16 protein-coding genes are annotated in these 17,892 nt (G+C 70.9%); 9 read left to right on the forward strand and 7 right to left on the reverse strand.

Translation table 11 applies throughout. From position 1 onward, the window contains the following. Nucleotides 1-32: 32 nt before the first annotated feature. Entirely contained in the window at nt 33-659 is a 627-nt protein-coding gene (locus OG485_RS24745; protein ID WP_328670754.1) for a hypothetical protein, read from the reverse strand. Between the two features lie 463 nt (nt 660-1,122). Here OG485_RS24745 and OG485_RS24750 point away from each other — a divergent pair, with 463 nt between their 5' ends. Further along, a complete protein-coding gene (locus OG485_RS24750; RefSeq protein ID WP_328670755.1) occupies nt 1,123-1,860 on the forward strand; it encodes an SDR family NAD(P)-dependent oxidoreductase in 738 nt (245 codons plus the stop codon). 164 nt (nt 1,861-2,024) lie between these two features. Here the strand turns inward: OG485_RS24750 and OG485_RS24755 are convergent, their stop codons facing one another. Next, the gene (locus OG485_RS24755; protein WP_326790851.1) at nt 2,025-2,462 is read right to left on the reverse strand and encodes a hypothetical protein; all 438 of its coding nucleotides are present in this window, start codon (nt 2,460-2,462) and stop codon (nt 2,025-2,027) included. Between the two features lie 578 nt (nt 2,463-3,040). Here OG485_RS24755 and hemL point away from each other — a divergent pair. The 7 genes from hemL (at nt 3,041) to ccsB (ending at nt 10,889) form a co-directional block, all read left to right on the forward strand. After that, nucleotides 3,041-4,357, forward strand: a complete 1,317-nt coding sequence (gene hemL, locus OG485_RS24760) for a glutamate-1-semialdehyde 2,1-aminomutase (protein WP_326786238.1) — start codon at nt 3,041-3,043, stop codon at nt 4,355-4,357. Beyond that, nucleotides 4,354-5,055 carry a histidine phosphatase family protein gene (locus tag OG485_RS24765; protein ID WP_326786237.1) on the forward strand — a complete coding sequence of 234 codons (702 nt, stop codon included), beginning with the start codon at nt 4,354-4,356 and terminating at the stop codon, nt 5,053-5,055. Before hemL ends, OG485_RS24765 begins: the two co-directional genes overlap by 4 nt. A 151-nt stretch (nt 5,056-5,206) precedes the next feature. Further along, a complete protein-coding gene (locus OG485_RS24770; protein WP_328670756.1) occupies nt 5,207-6,469 on the forward strand; it encodes a hypothetical protein in 1,263 nt (420 codons plus the stop codon). Between the two features lie 66 nt (nt 6,470-6,535). Then, nucleotides 6,536-7,153: a TlpA family protein disulfide reductase gene (locus OG485_RS24775; protein WP_328670757.1), complete on the forward strand. Its 618-nt coding sequence runs from the start codon at nt 6,536-6,538 to the stop codon at nt 7,151-7,153. A gap of 50 nt (nt 7,154-7,203) precedes the next feature. Beyond that, the gene (locus OG485_RS24780; protein WP_328674613.1) at nt 7,204-7,941 is read left to right on the forward strand and encodes a cytochrome c biogenesis CcdA family protein; all 738 of its coding nucleotides are present in this window, start codon (nt 7,204-7,206) and stop codon (nt 7,939-7,941) included. A 3-nt stretch (nt 7,942-7,944) separates the two neighbouring features. After that, a complete protein-coding gene (resB, locus tag OG485_RS24785) occupies nt 7,945-9,771 on the forward strand; it encodes a cytochrome c biogenesis protein ResB (RefSeq protein ID WP_328670758.1) in 1,827 nt (608 codons plus the stop codon). Next, entirely contained in the window at nt 9,768-10,889 is a 1,122-nt protein-coding gene (gene ccsB / locus OG485_RS24790) for a c-type cytochrome biogenesis protein CcsB (protein ID WP_328670759.1), read from the forward strand. The genes resB and ccsB overlap by 4 nt, the downstream gene beginning before the upstream one ends. On the opposite strand, the gene OG485_RS24795 is transcribed toward ccsB, so the two are convergent. From OG485_RS24795 to OG485_RS24815, 5 genes are all read right to left on the reverse strand, one after another. Continuing rightward, nucleotides 10,886-12,430 carry an ABC transporter substrate-binding protein gene (locus tag OG485_RS24795; protein ID WP_328670760.1) on the reverse strand — a complete coding sequence of 515 codons (1,545 nt, stop codon included), beginning with the start codon at nt 12,428-12,430 and terminating at the stop codon, nt 10,886-10,888. The two genes, ccsB and OG485_RS24795, sit on opposite strands and share 4 nt — an antisense overlap. After that, nucleotides 12,430-14,550, reverse strand: coding sequence for a hypothetical protein (locus tag OG485_RS24800; protein WP_328670761.1), 2,121 nt, complete (start codon nt 14,548-14,550; stop codon nt 12,430-12,432). Before OG485_RS24800 ends, OG485_RS24795 begins: the two co-directional genes overlap by 1 nt. A gap of 136 nt (nt 14,551-14,686) precedes the next feature. Continuing rightward, nucleotides 14,687-15,682 (reverse strand): isopenicillin N synthase family dioxygenase, encoded by a 996-nt coding sequence (locus OG485_RS24805; RefSeq protein WP_328674614.1) that lies wholly within the window; start codon nt 15,680-15,682, stop codon nt 14,687-14,689. Nucleotides 15,683-15,773: 91 nt separating this feature from the next. After that, nucleotides 15,774-16,232 carry a nucleoside deaminase gene (locus OG485_RS24810; RefSeq protein WP_328670762.1) on the reverse strand — a complete coding sequence of 153 codons (459 nt, stop codon included), beginning with the start codon at nt 16,230-16,232 and terminating at the stop codon, nt 15,774-15,776. Between the two features lie 149 nt (nt 16,233-16,381). Beyond that, nucleotides 16,382-17,368, reverse strand: a complete 987-nt coding sequence (locus tag OG485_RS24815) for a quinone oxidoreductase family protein (protein WP_328670763.1) — start codon at nt 17,366-17,368, stop codon at nt 16,382-16,384. A gap of 134 nt (nt 17,369-17,502) precedes the next feature. Between OG485_RS24815 and OG485_RS24820 the strand changes: the two genes are divergently transcribed. Then, on the forward strand, nt 17,503-17,838 hold the full coding sequence (locus OG485_RS24820; RefSeq protein ID WP_328670764.1) for an ArsR/SmtB family transcription factor: 336 nt from the start codon (nt 17,503-17,505) through the stop codon (nt 17,836-17,838). The last annotated feature ends 54 nt before the right edge of the window (nt 17,839-17,892 follow it).

Here is a 17,892-nt window from a genome sequence, read left to right on the forward strand (position 1 = left end):
GGCGGCCCGGACCGCTATGTCGTCAGGCATGGTCAGGCCACACCACCCGCGGCGTTCCTACGGCGCAGCATGTACACGCCCGCGGCCGCGAGGCCCAGGACGCCGATTCCGCCGGCCGTGACACCGGAGGACGTGGCGAGACCGCCGCCGCCGGTGTGCACGCCGCCGTGCGGCTTGTCGCCGGACTCCTTGCTGCCCGAGTCCCACGAGCCCTTGCTGCCCGAGTCCCACGAGCCCTTGTCCGTCCCGGAGTCCCAGGATCCGCTGCTGTGGTCGGAGCTCGAGGAGTCCTTGTCCTTGTAGGTCTCCGGGTCGTACTTCTTGTCGCCCTTGGCGGAGTCGTCCGTCGTGACGGACGTCAGCGCACCGCCGCCGGTGTGCACGCCGCCTTCCGGCTTCTGGTGGTGCCAGGTGGGCTTGCCGTGGTCGCTCTCGTGCTCGGTGCCGTAGCCGGAGTCCTCCTTCTCCTTGCCGTAGCCGGAGTCTTCCTTCTCCTTGCCGTAGCCGGAGTCCTCCTTCTCCTTGCTGGAGGAGGACGAGGAGGAAGAGGAGTCGCTGTGGTCCCAGTCGCCGGCCGAGACGGCGTACGCGCCGGGGGCGGCGATTGCGAGAGCGGCGGTGGCCGTCGCAGCGGCCAGGAGCATGCGGGCAGATCGCATTGTGGGAGTCCTTCCGTCAGAACCAGGCAGCTGACCTCTTGTCAGCAGGCAAAAACCCGGTGCGACGTGATCCACCGTCAATCCGATGGGGCGAGCGCACCACCCGGGGAGCACGCCCGGCCCATGGCCGGGGCCCCGTCCTGCGGCCGCCCTGGCGATCGCCCGAGGGCGGTCCGGCTTCTCTGACCTGCCGATTCGTCGGGTTCGCCCGGAGGAGAGCCGTCCTGAGCGGCGTTCTTCGGATGACCCGATCGGCGGCGACACGTCTGCTTCGCCGGATGAGCCGTGCGAGGTGCTCACCGTCAGTTCCCGTTGTCCTGAAGGCTCTTGTCCCGAGCGAGCCGTGGGAGATTCTTGGGCGAGTCATGTCCTGGCGGCGACCGAGGGTGCCGTAGGCGCGGGAGAGCGGGAGTGGCCCCCTCTGCCGTCACACTGATGGTTCGTGTCGTGAGGAGAGGCGATCGTGCGGAACGGGCGGAGGATCACGGTGGTGACCGGCGGCAGCCGCGGGATCGGCGCCGCCGTCTGCCGGCGGCTGGCCCTGGAGGGCCATGACGTCGTCATCGGCTACCGGTCCGACCGCGCGGCGGCCGAGAAAGTGGCGGACGCCGTCGTGGACGCGGGCCGGCGCTGTCTGACGGTGGCCGTGGACACCTCCGACGCCGCCGCGGTCGACGGGCTCTTCGACGCGGCGGCCGCCGAACTCGGCCCGGTCACCGGGCTGGTGAACAACGCGGGCGTCAGCGGCCCCAACGGGCCACTGGCCGAGGCCGACCCCGACGGCATGCGGGGCGCCCTCGCGGTCAACGTCCTCGGCTATCTGCTGTGCGCGCGCCGTGCCGTACGGGACATGACCGCGTCCGGCGGGGGTGCGATCGTCAACATCTCGTCGTCGGCGGCGACCCTCGGCAGTCCGGGGCAGTACGTCCACTACGCGGCGACGAAGGCGGCCGTCGACGCCCTGACCGTCGGCCTGTCCAAGGAGGTGGCGGCGGACGGCATCCGCGTGAACGGTGTCGCTCCGGGTGTGGTCTGGACCGACTTCCACGAGGACCCGCAGCGCCCGGCCTGGATGGCCGACGTCATCCCCATGGGCCGCGCGGGCCGGCCGGAGGAGATCTCCGGTGCGGTGGCCTGGCTCCTGTCGGACGACGCCTCGTACACGACGGGTGCGATCCTGCGGGTGGCGGGCGGGCTGTAGCGGGGTTTCCCGAACGGCAGCGGCCCGAGCGGCGTCGCCACCTCCTCCGCGTCGGGGGACAGCCCCCGTGGTCCGTGCCCCGGCCCGGTGATCGTCCGCGACCGTCCCCGGGGCATGAAGAAGGCGGGGTCCGGAAACCCCGCCCGCTGCTCAGGAAGCCCGGATCAGGGCCACACCAGGCAGTACGGCTGATGTCCCGCCTCGTGCAGGCGGTGCGAGAAGTCCTGCCACTCGTGCAGGAGCTGGTAGACGTTGAAGGCGTCCCGTGGGCCGCCCCGGTCCGGGACGGTGGACCAGATGAAGGCGGCCGCGCCCACGGCCTCCTCGCCCAGGCCGCGCAGCGGGTCGACGACGGTCATCGGGAGCTTGACCACGGCGTAGTCGGGGTGCAGGACGACAAGCTCCAGAGGCGGAACCTTGTTCAGGGGGACGCCTTCTATGCCGGTGAGGACCATCGCGGCCATCGTCTCCGGCTTGATCTTGGTGAACATGCCGTTCATGCCGAGTTCGTCGCCGCCGAGTTCTTCGGGGCGCATCGAGATCGGGACCCTGGCGGCCGTAGCGCCGTCGGGCGCGCCGAAGTATTTGTACGTCACCCCCACTCGGCCACCATTCCCGCTCTCCGCCCGCAGTCGTTCGACCGCGCGATCGATCCGCTCGTCGGGGTCACCCTGCGATCCCTGTGCCTGTCCCGCTCTGCCGGCCGCTTCCTCCGCCTCACGCCGGTGCTTCCCCCGCCGGGCACGCCGAGGGTTGAGGTCGTCGGTCCCCTCGCCCAGTCCACCGCGATGCATATCTCCACCCGACTGCTTTTCTAAGTCGCGCGACCCCCGCCACGCAACCCGATCATCGTGACAGTGACCTCCCCCACGGTCGCACGCCGAAACGTACGCCGAAACACCTGTCCGCGGGATCTTCGCGGCCCCTGAACACCGTCGTTCATGTGAGCTGTCCGTTCTGGTCCCAGTTTCGCAGATGGCCGGGCGAAGCGACCCGGTTGTCATACCGGGCTGCGTCACACCGGCCCGGCGATGGCCGGGATCATTCCTCTGTGGAGAGCCTTACGTCGGGCCGGGGCCGTCCGTTCATGGCGCCCCGGTCTTCCCCGCGCGGCCCACCGGAGCCCCTGGCCTACCCTGAGGAGGTCACTAGCCCCCCGGAGTCGGAGACGTCGCAGGTCATGACCGAACTGCCTTATCCCTACGAAGCCCCAGCCTCGCAGTCGCTGTTCGACCGTGCGGCGGCCGTCACACCAGGTGGCGTGAATTCTCCGGTGCGCGCCTTCCGGGCCGTGGGCGGTACGCCCCGGTTCATGGTGTCCGGTACCGGTCCGTATCTGACCGACGCCGACGGCCGTGAGTACGTCGACCTCGTCTGTTCCTGGGGTCCGATGATTCTCGGGCACTCCCGCCCCGAGGTGGTCGCCGCCGCTCAGGAGGCCGTCGCGCGCGGTACGTCCTTCGGTACGCCCGGTGAGGGGGAGGTCACCCTCGCCGAGGAGATCGTCGCCCGCGTCGAGCCCGTCGAGCAGGTCCGGCTCGTCTCCAGCGGCACCGAGGCGACCATGTCGGCCATCCGGCTGGCCCGCGGGTTCACCCGGCGCACGAAGGTGATCAAGTTCGCCGGCTGCTACCACGGCCACGTCGACTCGCTGCTCGCCGCGGCGGGCAGCGGGGTCGCGACCTTCGCGCTGCCCGACACGCCCGGTGTCACCGGTGCCCAGGCCGCCGACACCATCGTCCTGCCCTACAACGACCTCGAAGCCGTGCAGGCCGCGTTCCACGCGCACCCCGGCGAGATCGCCTGTGTGATCACGGAGGCCTCGCCCGGCAACATGGGTGTGGTGCCGCCGGCGCCCGGTTTCAACCAGGGCCTCAAGGACGCCTGCGCGAAGAACGGCGCCCTGTACATCTCGGACGAGGTCATGACCGGCTTCCGCACCAGCAGGGCGGGCTGGTACGGGATCGACGGTGTGCGTCCGGACCTGATGACCTTCGGCAAGGTGATGGGCGGCGGCTTCCCGGCCGCCGCGTTCGGTGGCCGCGCGGACGTGATGGCGCACCTCGCGCCGGCCGGGCCGGTGTACCAGGCGGGCACGCTCTCGGGCAATCCCGTCGCCACCGCCGCCGGGCTCGCGCAGCTGCGGCTGCTCGACCAGGCCGCGTACGACAGGATCGACGCGGTGTCGGGGCGGATCCAGGCGCTGGTGACCGAGGCGCTCACCAAGGAGGGTGTGACCCACCGTCTGCAGAGCGCCTCCAACATGTTCTCCGTCTTCTTCACGGGACGTGAGGTGCGCGACTACGAGGACGCGAAGGCGCAGGAGTCCTTCCGCTACACCGCGTTCTTCCACTCGATGCTGGCGCAGGGTGTCTACCTGCCGCCGTCCTCGTTCGAGTCGTGGTTCGTGTCGACGGCCCATGACGACCAGGCGGTTCAGAGGATCGCCGACGCCCTTCCGGCGGCGGCGCGGGCAGCGGCGGAGGCCACGGCATGAGCGGGACCAGCGACAAGAACGGCGCGGGGGACATCACCGTCGTCCATCTGATGCGCCACGGCGAGGTCGCCAACCCGGACGGGGTGCTCTACGGGCGGCTGCCCGGGTACCACCTGTCCGAGCTCGGGCGGCAGATGGCCGACCGGGTGGCCGAGCACCTCGGCTCGCGCGATGTCACGCATGTCGTGGCCTCGCCGCTGGAGCGGGCGCAGGAGACGGCCACGCCGATCGCGAAGGCCCACGGGCTCGACCTGGCGACGGACGGGCGGCTCATCGAGGCCGACAACGTCTTCCAGGGCAAGACCTTCGGGGTCGGGGACGGCGCGCTGCGGCGGCCGGAGAACTGGAAGCACCTGGTCAACCCCTTCAAGCCGTCCTGGGGTGAGCCGTACGTGGACCAGGTCGTCCGCATGATGGGTGCGCTGGACGCCGCCAAGGACGCCGCGCGCGGCCACGAGGCGGTGCTGGTGAGTCATCAGCTGCCGATCTGGATCGTCCGCAGCTACGCGGAGAAGCGGCGGCTGTGGCACGACCCGCGCAAGCGGCAGTGCACCCTGGCGTCCCTGACCACCTTCACCTACCGCGGCGACAAGATCGTGTCCGTGGGCTACACGGAGCCCGCGCGCGATCTGGTGCCGGCTCATCTCCTCGCGGGCGCCAAGCCGGTGAAGGGCAAGGACAAGGCATTCGGGGCCTGACAGTCGAAAGCGAAGAGTCGGGCCAAATGGGCGCATCTTCGTAAAATCATATAAATCCGCGCGCGTTAAAGGGAACCCGCGACTTCATCGCGCCCTCTCATGGGATACAAGCTGAGAGTCAGCTGAGAGGGTGCGATGAAAAGAGGACCGTATGCGCGACGTCAGCCGAAGGGGAATGATCGGCCTCGGTGCGGGTGCGGCGACCGCGCTCGGACTCGCCGCGTGCGGCACCACCTCGGGCAAGGAGGCCAAGCGGCATCCTGACCCTTCCCCCACCGGCGGCACCGGCCGTCCGGGCGCCCCGAAGAAGCCGGCCGTACGTCTCATCGGCGACGGGTCCACCGCCTACACCGGCAAGCAGCCGCGCCAGCCGCTGGCTCCCGTGCCGCTCGAACCCGGCGAGACCCCGCCGCAGTTCGTGGTCTTCTCCTGGGACGGAGCCGGAGAGGTCGGCACCGGCCTCTTCGACCGCTTCCTCCGGCTCGCCAGGGAGAACGACGCGCACATGACGTTCTTCCTCTCCGGGCTGTATCTCCTGCCCGAGTCGAAGAAGCGCCTCTACGACCCGCCGAACAACCCCCGCGGCGCCTCGGACATCGGTTATCTGAGCGACGATCACGTCCGCTCCACCCTGAAGCTGGTCCGTCAGGCCTGGCTCGACGGCCACGAGATCGGCACCCACTTCAACGGCCACTTCTGCGGCGGCTCCGGCTCGGTCGGCAACTGGACGTCCCGGCAGTGGGCCAGCGAGATCGAGCAGGCCAAGTCCTTCGTCACCGAGTGGCGCACCAACACCGGCTGGACCGATCTGCCCCCGCTGCCCTTCGACTACGAGAAGGAGCTGATCGGCGCCCGCACCCCGTGCCTGCTCGGCCAGAACAGCCTGCTGCCCGCCGCCAAGGAGCTCGGCTGGCGCTACGACGCCTCCTCGCCCGGCGGTGTCCAGCGCTGGCCGCAGAAGAAGGAAGGGCTGTGGGACCTGCCCCTCCAGGCGATGCCCTTCCCCGGGCACCGCTTCGAGGTCCTCTCGATGGACTACAACATCCTCGCCAACCAGTCGGTCGCCACCACCCGGGCGCCCTCGTACAACTACCCGGGCTGGCGCACGCAGGCCTCCGCGTCGTACGTGGCGGGATTCAAGCGGGCATTCGAGACGAACCGGGCGCCCTTCTTCATCGGCAACCACTTCGAGGAGTGGAACGGCGGTATCTACATGGACGCCGTCGAACACGTCTTCACCCACATCGCCCGGGAGAAGCAGAAGGGCTCCGACGTGCGCATGGTCTCCTTCCGGCAGTTCGTGGACTGGCTCGACGTCCAGCGGCCCGAAGTACTGGCGAAACTCCAGGCCATGGACGTGGCCGAGGAGCCCGGCGGGGGCTGGCACCGCTACCTTCGGGGACAGGCCGCCTGAAATGCGGGTTTCCACCCGCAAGGGGGGTGCGGAAGATCCCCGAAACGGGCATGCGAAACTTTTCACATGAGTGCCGCCTGCCGCGCAGACCAGCGCCCGAACCGCCCCCGCGCCGCCCTGTACGCCGCGGGGGCCGCCGTCGCCGCGCTCGTGCTGTCCGCGTGCACCTCCGGCGGTACCTCCGGCGGCGCGGGCAACAGCAACTACGTCTCCGGCAAGGACGGCATCTCCACCGTCGCCAAGGGGTCGAGGGACGCCGTCCCGGACCTCTCCGGAAAGACCGTCGACGGCAAGCAGCTCGACATCGCGGACTACAAGGGCAAGGTCGTCGTCCTCAACGTGTGGGGCTCCTGGTGCCCGCCGTGCCGGGCCGAGACGCCGAACTTCGTCAAGGTCGCCAAGGAGACCGCCGGGCAGGGCGTGCAGTTCGTCGGCATCAACACGCGTGACGCCAGCACCTCACTGGCGAAGGCCTTCGAGACGGAGCAGAAGGTCACGTACCCCAGTCTGTACGACCCGACGGGCAAGCTGATGCTCCGGTTCAAGAAGGGCACGCTCAACCCGCAGACGATCCCCTCCACGCTCGTCATCGACCGGGACGGGAAGATCGCGGCCCGCACGCTGCAGGCGCTCAGCGAGGACAAACTGCACGAGATGCTCGACCCCGTCCTCGCGGAGAAGTGACCGGCGTGTCCCTACTCCTGGCGTCCACGAACCTCGCCGCCCCGACCGGCATGAACACCACGGTCTACAGCGGCGCCCTGCTGCTCGCGCTGCCCATCGCCGTGCTCGGCGGGCTCGTCTCCTTCTTCTCGCCCTGCGTCCTGCCGCTGGTGCCCGGCTATCTGTCGTACGTCACCGGGGTCAGCGGCACGGACCTGGCGGAGGCCAGACGGGGGCGGATGGTCGCGGGGGCCAGTCTGTTCGTGCTCGGCTTCACCGCCGTGTTCGTCTCCGGCGGGGCCCTGTTCGGGTACTTCGGCTCGACGCTGCACGAGTACAACGGCATCCTCAGCAAGATCCTCGGCGCGCTGATGATCGCGATGGGCGTGTTCTTCATGGGGCTGATGCCCTGGCTCACCCAGCGCGAGTTCCGCTTCCACCGGCGCCCGGTGACCGGACTCGCGGGAGCGCCGGTACTGGGCGCGCTCTTCGGCATCGGCTGGACGCCGTGCCTGGGCCCGACACTCACCTCCGTCAACCTGCTTTCCATGGACCAGGCGAGCGCCGGGCGCGGGGCCATACTGACGGTCGCCTACTGCCTCGGACTGGGAGTGCCCTTCGTCCTCGCCGCGGTCGCCTTCCGCAAGGCGCTCGGCGCGTTCGGCTGGGTGAAGCGTCACTACGCCTGGGTGATGCGGATCGGTGGCGGAATGATGATCGTGACCGGCCTGCTCCTGCTCACCGGTGCCTGGGACGGCATCGTGCAGCAGGCGCAGACCTGGTCCGACGGCTTCACGGTAGGGATCTGACCCATGAGCAGCACTGACACCGGCAAGACCGCCGGACCGGCCGGCGCCGGGGATTCGGCCGGCGAGGACACGCCGGCCTCCCGGGAGACGCGGGACGCCCGAGAGCTCGGCGAGGCCGCCTCCCAGCTGTCCACCGCGCCCGTGGAGACGGCGGTGCCCGGCTCCTTCGGCGGCGCGCGCACCCCCGGCGCCCTGGGATGGATCGCCTGGACCGGCCGCGAGGTCACCGGCTGGGTCCGCTGGATCTGGCGCCAGCTCACGTCGATGCGGGTCGCGCTGATCCTGCTCTTCCTGCTGTCGCTCGGCGCCATCCCCGGATCGCTGATCCCGCAGTCCGGCACGGACGCGGCGAAGGTGCAGGAGTTCAAGGACGCGCACAGTGTCCTCGGTCCGCTCTACGACCGGCTCGGCCTGTTCCACGTGTACAGCTCGGTGTGGTTCTCCGCGATCTACATCCTGCTGTTCGTCTCGCTCATCGGCTGCATCGTGCCCCGCACCTGGCAGTTCGTCGGACAGCTGCGCGGCCGTCCGCCGGGCGCCCCGAGGCGGCTGACCCGGCTGCCCGCGTACACGACCTGGCGCACCGCGGCGGAGCCCGAGCAGGTCCGCGAGATCGCGCTGAAGGTACTCAAGCAGAAGCGGTTCCGGGCGCACGTCGACAAGGACGCCGTCGCCGCCGAGAAGGGCTACCTCCGCGAGACCGGCAACCTGCTCTTCCACATCGCGCTGATCGTGATGCTCGTCGCCTTCGCCTGGGGCCAGCTCTTCAAGTCCGAGGGCGACAAGCTGATCGTCGAGGGCGACGGCTTCTCCAACACGCTCCTGTCCTACGACGACTTCAAGTCCGGCAACCTCTTCAGCACCGACGACCTGACACCGTTCAGCTTCGACCTGAAGGACTTCACCGGCACCTACGAGCGGAACGGTCCCAACAAGGGCACGCCCCGCACGTACCAGGCGGCGATCACCTACAGCGAGGGCGCCTACGGCAAGGAGCGCGAGGGGCTCGTCAAGGTCAACGAGCCGCTCGTGATCGGCGACACGAAGGTCTATCTGACCGCCCACGGCTACGCGCCCACCGTGACCGTCCGGGACGGCAAGGGCGACGTCGTCTTCCACGACGCCGTGCCCCTGCTGCCGCTGGACTCCAACGTCACCTCGCAGGGCGCCGTCAAGGTCATGGACGGCTACAGGAACGCACAGGGCAAGAGCGAACAGCTCGGCTTCTCCGCCTTCTTCGTGCCGACCTTCGCCGGGGCGGGCAAGGGCGACATGTTCTCCCAGTTCCCCGCGCTCGACTACCCCGTGCTCGCGCTGAGCGGCTTCCACGGCAGCCTGGGGGTCGACGCGGGCCTGCCGCAGAACGTGTACCAGCTCGAGACCGCCCACATGAAGCAGTTCAAGGACGCCAAGGGCGAGATCCTCAAGTCGCGGCTGCGGCCCGGCGAGACGATGAAGCTGCCGGACGGCGCCGGTTCGATCACCTTCGACAAGGACATCAAGGAGTGGGCGAACTTCCAGGTCACCCAGCAGCCCGGCAGTGACTGGGCGCTGGCCGGGGCGTTCACCGCGATCCTCGGACTCGCCGGTTCGCTCTTCATCCAGCGCCGCCGCGTCTGGGTGCGGGCGACCACCGGCGACGACGGTGTCACCGTCGTCGAGATGGCCGGGCTCGGCCGCAGCGAGTCCGCGAAGCTTCCCGAGGAGCTCGGCGACCTGGCCGCGCTCGTGCACGAACAGGCACCCACCAAGCCCGACGAAGACGCGGCACCCACCGACGCCGACGCCGAACCCCCCGTACCCGCCGCTGAAGGGTCCAAGAAGCAGTGACGCTCGCCACCGCACACGACCTGGGCGCCGTGACCGAACTGGCCACCGCGACCAACGAACACCTCGCCAACATCAGCAACACGCTGATCTACTCCGCGATGGCCGTCTACACCCTGGCCTTCTTCGCCTTCATCGCCGAGTGGCTCTTCGGCAGCCGCAGCAAGGTCTCCCGCACCGCGAGCGCGCTCACCGCCGACGGCGCGAAGGCGGCCGCGGCCCCCGAGGTCACCGTGCGCAAGGCCGGCGGGACCACCGTGCTGGAACGGCCGACGGTCGTCACCCGGTCCGCGGCGGGCTCGCGGGACGTGCCCGACGGGCCCGGCGCTCACGGCGGGGACGAGCAGGGCGACCTCTACGGGCGGATCGCCGTCTCCCTGAGCGTGCTGGCCTGGGGCGTCGAGGCGGCCGGAGTGCTCGCCCGCGCCATGTCGGTGCGGCGTGCCCCCTGGGGCAACATGTACGAGTTCAACATCACCTTCTCCACCGTCGCCGTCGGGGTCTTCCTCGTCCTGCTCGCGCTGAAGAAGAACGTCCGCTGGCTCGGCCTCCCGCTGATCACCACGGTCCTGCTCGACCTCGGTCTCGCGGTCACCGTCCTGTACACCGCGAGCGACCAGCTGGTCCCCGCGCTGCACTCGTACTGGCTGTACATCCACGTCTCGACCGCGATCCTGTGCGGAGCCGTCTTCTACGTGGGCGCCGTCGGCACGATTCTGTACCTCTTCAAGGACTCGTACGAGAACAAGCTGGTGAACGGCGGACAGCCCGGCAGCTTCGCCACCTCCGTCATGGAGCGGCTGCCCTCCGCGGCCTCGCTCGACAAGTTCTCCTACCGCGTGAACGCCGCCGTCTTCCCGCTGTGGACGTTCACGATCATCGCGGGCGCGATCTGGGCGGGCGACGCCTGGGGCCGCTACTGGGGCTGGGACCCCAAGGAGACCTGGGCGTTCATCACCTGGGTCGCCTACGCCTGCCACCTGCACGCGCGGGCCACGGCCGGCTGGAAGGGCCGCAAGGCCGCCTACATCGCCCTGGTCGCCTTCGGCTGCTGGCTGTTCAACTACTACGGCGTCAACATCTTCGTCAGCGGCAAGCACTCCTACGCCCACGTCGGCTAGGACGGCGGCAGGCACTGGGCAGCCGGTGGCCTGCCGTCCGGCCAGCCGATCTTCACGAAGCGGGCGCGGCTGTCGTCGGTCAGTTCCACGATCGGCACGGCCTTGTCGTACGGGTTCCCGTGGACGTCCAGACAGATCCACCCGCTCGCTCCGTTCACCCGGAGCTGGGCGCCCTTCACCTGGGGCCACTGGTGGCCGACGTCGGTGAGCGCGGGGATCCGCCCGGTCGGTGAGGCCCCGCGGATACCGCGCACCGCGAGCCGCATGGCGTCGTACGCGATGATCAGCTGGCCGTCGTCGAGGGCGACCTTGCCGATGGGGCCGGCCGGCTCCCGCGCCGCGTCGGCCACCAGCCGCTCGAGCACCTTCGCGTCGGCCGCGCTGCCGCCGGTCCGCGCGCCGTCCTTGGGCCAGGCGTCCGGATGGGCGAGGGCCGTGTAGCGCACGGTCAGCAGCGGGTCCTTCAGAGCGGCCGGGTCGAGGTCCTTGTCACCCGCGAGGTACGAGCCCTCGTCGCCGGTGAGCACGGTGAAGCGGCGGTCGGAGCAGCCCCGGGCGCCCAGCGCGTTGATGAACTGCCGCAGCTGGGTGTGCCGGCCGGCGAACAGGACGGTGTTCGTGGTCTTCGGCGTGTTGCACAGGATGTTGGCGATCTGCGCGAAGACGTTGGCGGTGCTTCCCTCCTTGCTGCGGTCGGCGGGCGGGGTGAACGGCTGGGCCTCGGAACGCGCGCCCTTGAGCATCTGCTCGAACGACGCCTGGAGCGTGCGCGTGTAGGGATCGCCGGTCCGGTCGTAGACCAGGAAGGCGTTGACCGCCGACACCTTGGCGAAGGAGGCGAGGGCGCGTGCCTCGTCGGTGTTGGTGGGGGAGACACGGGCGAGCCCGGGGAAGGGGTCCTTGCCGCCCTGCCCGTTGGCGAGGCTGTCGGCGGTGATCGAACTCCCTATCACCGGGATGCCCCGCCGGGTGAGCTCCGCGACCGCCTTCTTGTTGTTGTCGGTGCTCACCCCGACCCCGGTGACCGCGCGCAGCCGGTCCGGGCCCTTGGTCATCCGGTCGAGCTGGTCGACGGTGTGCCGCCAGGAGGCGCCGGTGGCACCGGGGTTGGCGAGCACGAGCCGTATCTTCGGCTTCAGCCCGGTCGTGTCGTGGTTGGCCTGGTACTGCGCCAGGTAGGCGCCCTGGAGTTCGTGAAGGACGTCGGCGAGGTTGTCGGCGTCGGTCGCGGTGAAGGGTTCGAGCAGGGCGACGGTGACGTAACTGCCGGGAGCCAGACGGTGGTTCTCGCGGTCGATCGCCCGCACGGTCTCGGTGAACCGCGACCGCCCGAAGGTGTAAGCCGTCCAGGAGACGCCCACGCACTCGTCACCGTCCTTCGGCTGGACGACCCCCGGCGCGCACGACCGGTCCACCTTCGCCGCCGTCATGCCGCCCCAGACACCGAGGCCCACGAGGGCGGCGGCGAGGGTCAGCGCGACATACCTGCGGAAACGAATCTCCCAGATGTCCTCGCGCAGCCACGCCCATAAGCGAGCCATCACCGTCCTCCGTCCTCGTCGTCCGGGACGCCCAGCGGCCGGCCGGCCAGGGCGTCGGCGGGCCAGTCCCGCGAGGCCCGCCACAGCAGGGCGTTGCCCGCGGGCCGCAGGTTCGAGAGCTGCTCCAGCTCGAAGCGCAGCCGCTCGGCCACCCTCGGGTCGGGCAGCACCAAGGGGTCGGTGAGCTGCCACACCGCGTGCAGCAACCGCCGTACCCGCAGGTGCAGTACAGGGTCCACGCCCTCCGGCGGCCGGTGCGCGGCGTCCGTGCGGCCGAGGGCGACGGAGGCGCGGTGGTCGTGGCCCTCGAAGTCGCGGCCGTCCGGATCATGGGCGTGGTAGTAGGGCGCGGAGGCGATGAAGAGCAGTGCGGACAGCCAGCCGCGGGTGTCGGCGCGGGGGAAGGTGTCGCGCAGGTGCGCCACCGCGAAGTCCGCTTTCCCGAGGGCGAGTTCGTGGTGCAGCCGGTAGCGGTCGCTGTCCGCCGGGGCCGTCATGCCCAGGTCCTGGTAGTGGTCGACGAGGGTGCGGTGCACCGCCTGCCATCCTGCGTGGTCCGCGTCGTCGTGGTGCAGCCTGAGCAGCAGGAGCGCGCGCAGGAACGGGTCGCCGACGAACTGTCCCACCGCCGTCGCCCAGCCCTCCGACGCGAGCCGTTCCTCCAGGTCGAGGACGCCGGACGCGCCGAAGTCCTCCGGAAGCCGCGACTGGGCGAGCGAGCAGGCCGAGTCGCGGTCGTGGGCCGCGGCCAGCACGGTCAGCTCGTCGAGGCGGCCGCCGGGGACGAGCCGGCCGAGGAGTTCCTGATAGGCAGGGCGGCCGGCCTGGTCCTCGTGCGGGGCGATGTCGGCGGTCAGCAAGGTGCCGAGCGAGTCGGCGCCTTCGGGCAGGTTCTGCCGGACCGAGGCGGCCAGCAGGGTGATGCCGAGCGGGCTGCCTCCCGTCAACCGATGCGTGGCGTGGGGGAGTTGGGACGGTACGGCGGCCGGGCCCGAGGGTCCGGCGCCGAGGCCGCCGGACGCGGTGTCCATGATGTGCAGGGTGTCGTCGGGGGTCAGCGGCGGCAGCGGGACGAGCAGGGCGCGCGAGGACGGTGAGGTGCCGGGTTGCCAGCCGGTGGCCCGGGCCGTCTCGGGCAGGGTGCGGCGGCCCGCGTTGCGCAGCGCCGGATGCGAGTCGCCCCGTAGCGTGGCGAAGAAGACGGCCTGGTCCTTGATGCCGTCGGCGCGGTCGCGCAGGACCGGCTCCAGGAGTCCGAGGCCCGCGGGCTCCTGGACGTTGTCGATCAGCAGGACCGGGCGTCCCCGCCGGTGCGAGCGCTGGACGACGCCCGCGTAGGCGTCGTCGAGGTCGGCCAGCAGGGCGCGTACGAGATGGCGTTCGGCGTGTCTGCGGGAGTCGCCGCCCGCCCGGAAGTGCCGGGAGAGCAGGATCAGCGCGAGCTTGGGGCTGCCGCCCGCGTTCGGGTAGTCCCGGTACCAGGTGGCGGCCCTGCGCAGCCGGCGGTGGGCCGGGGAGACGCCTTCCGTGAAGGCCTCCAGGGTCGCCTCGATGATGGGCTCCACCACGGGGCCGGTCCCGCTCATGGACGCGACGAGCTTGGAGATCACCTTGTTCACCCAGCGTCCCGCGAATCCCGACAGCCAGGACTCGGTCTCGCTCAGCAGCAGGATGCGCTCCGCCTCCTGCCGGATGCGGGGCACGTCGCGGTCGCTCCAGCCGCCCGCCGCCACGGCCAGCAGGCCGGACGACAGCCGCGGGAAGCCGATGCGTCCGGCTCCCTTCACCGGTTCGGCGAGCTGTTCCGCGGCCGTGGTGAGCGCCTGCGCCACCGGTGACCAGGACTCGGCCGGACGGTCCGGGGGCGGCGCGGCGAACTGCCGTTCCTCGCCGTCGATCAGGGCGACCGGGGTGTGCCCGCGGTAGGCCTCGCGCAGGGCGAGGAGCACGGCGGTCTTGCCCAGTCCCCGGCCGCCCGTGAAGATCACGAAGGGCGGTTCCCCGGGGTGTTCGTACGGTGTGGCGCGCAGCTGGTACGGACGCAGGCCGACCAGTCGTGACGCGAGTCCGGGCGGATCGGTGTCGAACAGCGCCCCCCGGCCGTGCAGCCCTGTGTGCACCGCATCTCCCCCTGGTCCGCGGTCCGGCTCATTCCGTATGTGCTGCTGTGAGGTGTATCAACAACAGTTTAAGAAGGGGGGGTTGGTTCGGGATAGGCCATGCGGTGTCCGTTCAGTTACGAAAACGTTCAACCGTTCAACCGACAGTGATCGAATCGAGTTTCCGGCGTAGGTATACGTGGGAATCCACCGGTTCGTACACGACCCGGCCGACCGGGGCGGGCACCGACTCGACCAGCGTTCCCGGAGTGCACTCACCGAAGTACACGAGCGAGATCAGCTCCTCGGCGGGCGCGTCGGCCGGCGGCGGCAGCACCCGGTGCCGTCCCGAGCGCCAGCGGTCGCCGGTCCAACGGGCCATGAGATCACCGATGTTGATCGTCAGCGCCGCCGGGTCGAACGGAGCGTCCTGCCAGCCGTCCGTGTCCGTGAACACCTGGAGCCCGCCCTTTCCGGCCTGCCGGTCGAGGATGGTGACGGTGCCGAAGTCGGTGTGGGGCCCGATGCGGAACTGGCCCGGCTCGGGCTCGCCGACGACCTCCGTCCCCGGATACCAGTTGATGTTGAAGCCGTACGTCGGATGGTCCATGTGGCGGGTGAAGAAGTCCGGTCCGAGGCCGAGCGCCTCGCCGAGCAGTTCCAGAAGTTCGTTCTCCAGCCGGGCCATCGCGGCCAGGTACTCCTCGCAGAGCGCCCGCAGCCGAGGGGCCTCGGCGGGCCAGACGTTCGGCGCGTACCACTGCGCGTTGATCTCCGGGTCCTCGAACGGCTCGTGCGTCGCGAACGTCAGCGACTCCTTGAGGTCCGGCGGGGTCTTCGTGCCCTCCGCGTAGCCGTTGGCCTCGGCGCCGGGCCCGAGCCAGCCGCGCCCGCCGACCCGGGCGGCGTACGGCTGCTTGGTCCCGGCGGGCAGTGCGAAGAAGGCGCGGGCGGCTTCCCGCAGGCCGCGGCGCAGCTCCGGGTCCACGCCGTGGCCGGTGACGAGCAGGAACCCGGCGGTTCGCAGGGCGTCGTCGACGGTGCGGGCGAGCACGGCACGGGCGGCACGGTCCCCGGAGGACCAGGGCCGCAGATCGACGGTGGGGATGCCGGGAGCCGCCGGGTGTGCGGGGTCGGCGGTGGCGCCGGGGATGCCGGGAGCCGCCGGGTGTGCGGGTCCGGTGGTACCGGCCGCCGCCGTCCCCGGGGGATCCGCCGGGGTGTCCGCCTGGGTGTTCGCCGGGTCATTCACCGATGTCCTCGTTCCACAGGGCCGGGTTCTTCCCGATGAAGTCGCGCATCAGCGCGGTGCACTCGGGATCGTCGAGCAGCACGATCTGCACGCCGTGCTCGGCGAGCCAGTCGTGGCCGCCGTGGAAGGTGGCCGCCTCGCCGACGACCACCCGGGAGATCCCGAACTGCCGGACCAGCCCACTGCAGTACCAGCACGGCGACAGGGTGGTCACCATGGTCGTGCCGCGATACGTCCGCTGCCGTCCCGCGTCGCGGAACGCGGCCGTCTCGCCGTGCGCCGAAGGGTCGCCGTCCTGGACGCGGCGGTTGTGGCCGCGGCCGAGCAGGGTGCCGTCCGCGCCGTACAGCGCCGCCCCGATGGGGATACCGCCCTCGGCGAGCCCGGCACGTGCCTCCGCCAGAGCGGTCCCGAGCCACGCGCGGGCCTGTACCTGATCGATGCGCTCCATGAATCCACTGTCCCCCGGGCGCCCCTCCCGCGTCGCCGGAACACGAGGGCGCGTCGAGGAAGCACTCGGAGAACCGCCGCGGCCGACAGCGGATCTCCGGTCCTGCGGGCCAGGACGAAGGCCCTGGGGCCGGGGTCCGGCAGTCAGGGTCACGATCGCTCGTCGGTGGCCACCCGCAGCAGCAGCTTGCCCGTGCTGGTTCGTGAGCCCATCAGCGCGTGCGCCGCCGCGGCCGCTTCCAGGCCGAACTCCGCCGTCACCGGCAGGGTCACCGTGCCGTCGGCCACCGTTTCGAACGCGCGCGCGGCGATGTCGCGGAGGGCCGCCGGGGCCGTTCGGGCCAGGCCGAGGATCGAGAACCCGGCGACCGACAGGCCGGTCGGGTAGAGCTCCGGCTGGCCCACCGTCCAGGGCTGTGCCGAGCTCGCGTTGCCGAAGGAGACCAGGCGTCCGAAGGGGGCGAGGGAGGCGAGGCCGCCTCGGAGGGTCTCGCCTCCCACCGGGTCCAGGGCCAGGTCGACTCCGCGGCCGGCGGTCGCCGCGCGGACCTCGTCCTCGAAGGAGCCCACGAACACCTCGTCGTAGCCGTGGGCGAGGGCGTACTCGGCCTTCGGCGCGCTGGACACGACGCCGTACACCGCGCCCGCCCCGGCCGCCTTCGCGAGCTGGCCCAGCACCGTGCCCACGCCGCCCGCCGCACCCTGGACGAGCACCGTCTCGCCGGGCTGGAGCCGGCCCACGGTGTGCAGGAGCGCGTACGCCGTGGGCAGGACGGTGGGGAGTGTGGCGCCGGTGCGCAGTCCGACGCCGTCGGGCAACGGGAAGACCGTCACGGCGTCGGCCACGGTCACCTCCGCGTACGCCCCGCCCTCCGTCAGCGCCGCGACCTCCTGGCCCACCCGCAGTCCCGTGACGTCCGGGCCGACCGCCCGGATCCGGCCCGAGACCTCAAGACCGGGCACGTACGGGAGGCCGGGTACGCGGTAGCCCTCCGACCTCGCCTTGAGGTCGGCGAAGTTGACGCCCGCGTAGACCACGTCGATGCTCACCTGCCCCGGGCCCGGACCGGGGGCCTTCGCCTCGGTGACCCGCAGGACCTCGGGACCGCCGTACTCCTGGAATTCGACCGTACGCATGGCACACCTCCGGCTGACGCCCGGCGGAACAGCCCACGCCCGCCGTGGACTGTTCAACGAAAAGCGAACACTCGGGAGTGTATGGTTTTCATCGAACACTCTGCAAGCGGACCAGGGGAGCCAGGGAGGCCGGCGTGGCGGAGCGCACCAGTCACCGGGCGGCGCCCGAGCACACCCACCCCGACGAGGTCCCCGTGCCGGCCGCCCTCACCGCCCTCGCCGATCCCGTGCGCATCCGGATCGTCAGGGAACTGGCGGGGTCCGCCGAGTGGAGCCGCAGCTGCGGAAGCTTCGACGTGCCGGTCGGCAAGGCGGCTCTCAGTCATCACTTCGCCGTGCTGCGCGGCGCCGGTCTCGTCGAGCAGCGCGACGAGGGGCCCAAGCGGGTCAACCGGCTGCGCCGGGCGGAGTTCGACGCCCGTTTCCCGGGCCTCCTCGCGCTCGTCCTGCGCGAGGAGCCGCCCCGCTGAGCGGTCTCGGCGGCGGTCCCGGCCGTGCGTGGTGGCACTCGGCAGCCCCGGCGC

It is taken from the genome of Streptomyces sp. NBC_00328, assembly GCF_036139655.1.
Taxonomy (GTDB): Bacteria; Actinomycetota; Actinomycetes; order Streptomycetales; family Streptomycetaceae; genus Streptomyces.

Coding starts and splice junctions, on each gene's coding strand:
- OG485_RS24810 (WP_328670762.1), bottom strand. CDS start 16,232: ATGGAGCGCATCGATCAGGTACAGGCCCGCGCGTGGCTCGGGACCGCT.
- OG485_RS24765 (WP_326786237.1), top strand. CDS start 4,354: ATGAGCGGGACCAGCGACAAGAACGGCGCGGGGGACATCACCGTCGTC.
- OG485_RS24770 (WP_328670756.1), top strand. CDS start 5,207: ATGCGCGACGTCAGCCGAAGGGGAATGATCGGCCTCGGTGCGGGTGCG.
- OG485_RS24815 (WP_328670763.1), bottom strand. CDS start 17,368: ATGCGTACGGTCGAATTCCAGGAGTACGGCGGTCCCGAGGTCCTGCGG.
- hemL (WP_326786238.1), top strand. CDS start 3,041: ATGACCGAACTGCCTTATCCCTACGAAGCCCCAGCCTCGCAGTCGCTG.
- OG485_RS24795 (WP_328670760.1), bottom strand. CDS start 12,430: ATGGCTCGCTTATGGGCGTGGCTGCGCGAGGACATCTGGGAGATTCGT.
- OG485_RS24780 (WP_328674613.1), top strand. CDS start 7,204: ATGAACACCACGGTCTACAGCGGCGCCCTGCTGCTCGCGCTGCCCATC.
- OG485_RS24745 (WP_328670754.1), bottom strand. CDS start 659: ATGCGATCTGCCCGCATGCTCCTGGCCGCTGCGACGGCCACCGCCGCT.
- resB (WP_328670758.1), top strand. CDS start 7,945: ATGAGCAGCACTGACACCGGCAAGACCGCCGGACCGGCCGGCGCCGGG.
- OG485_RS24775 (WP_328670757.1), top strand. CDS start 6,536: ATGAGTGCCGCCTGCCGCGCAGACCAGCGCCCGAACCGCCCCCGCGCC.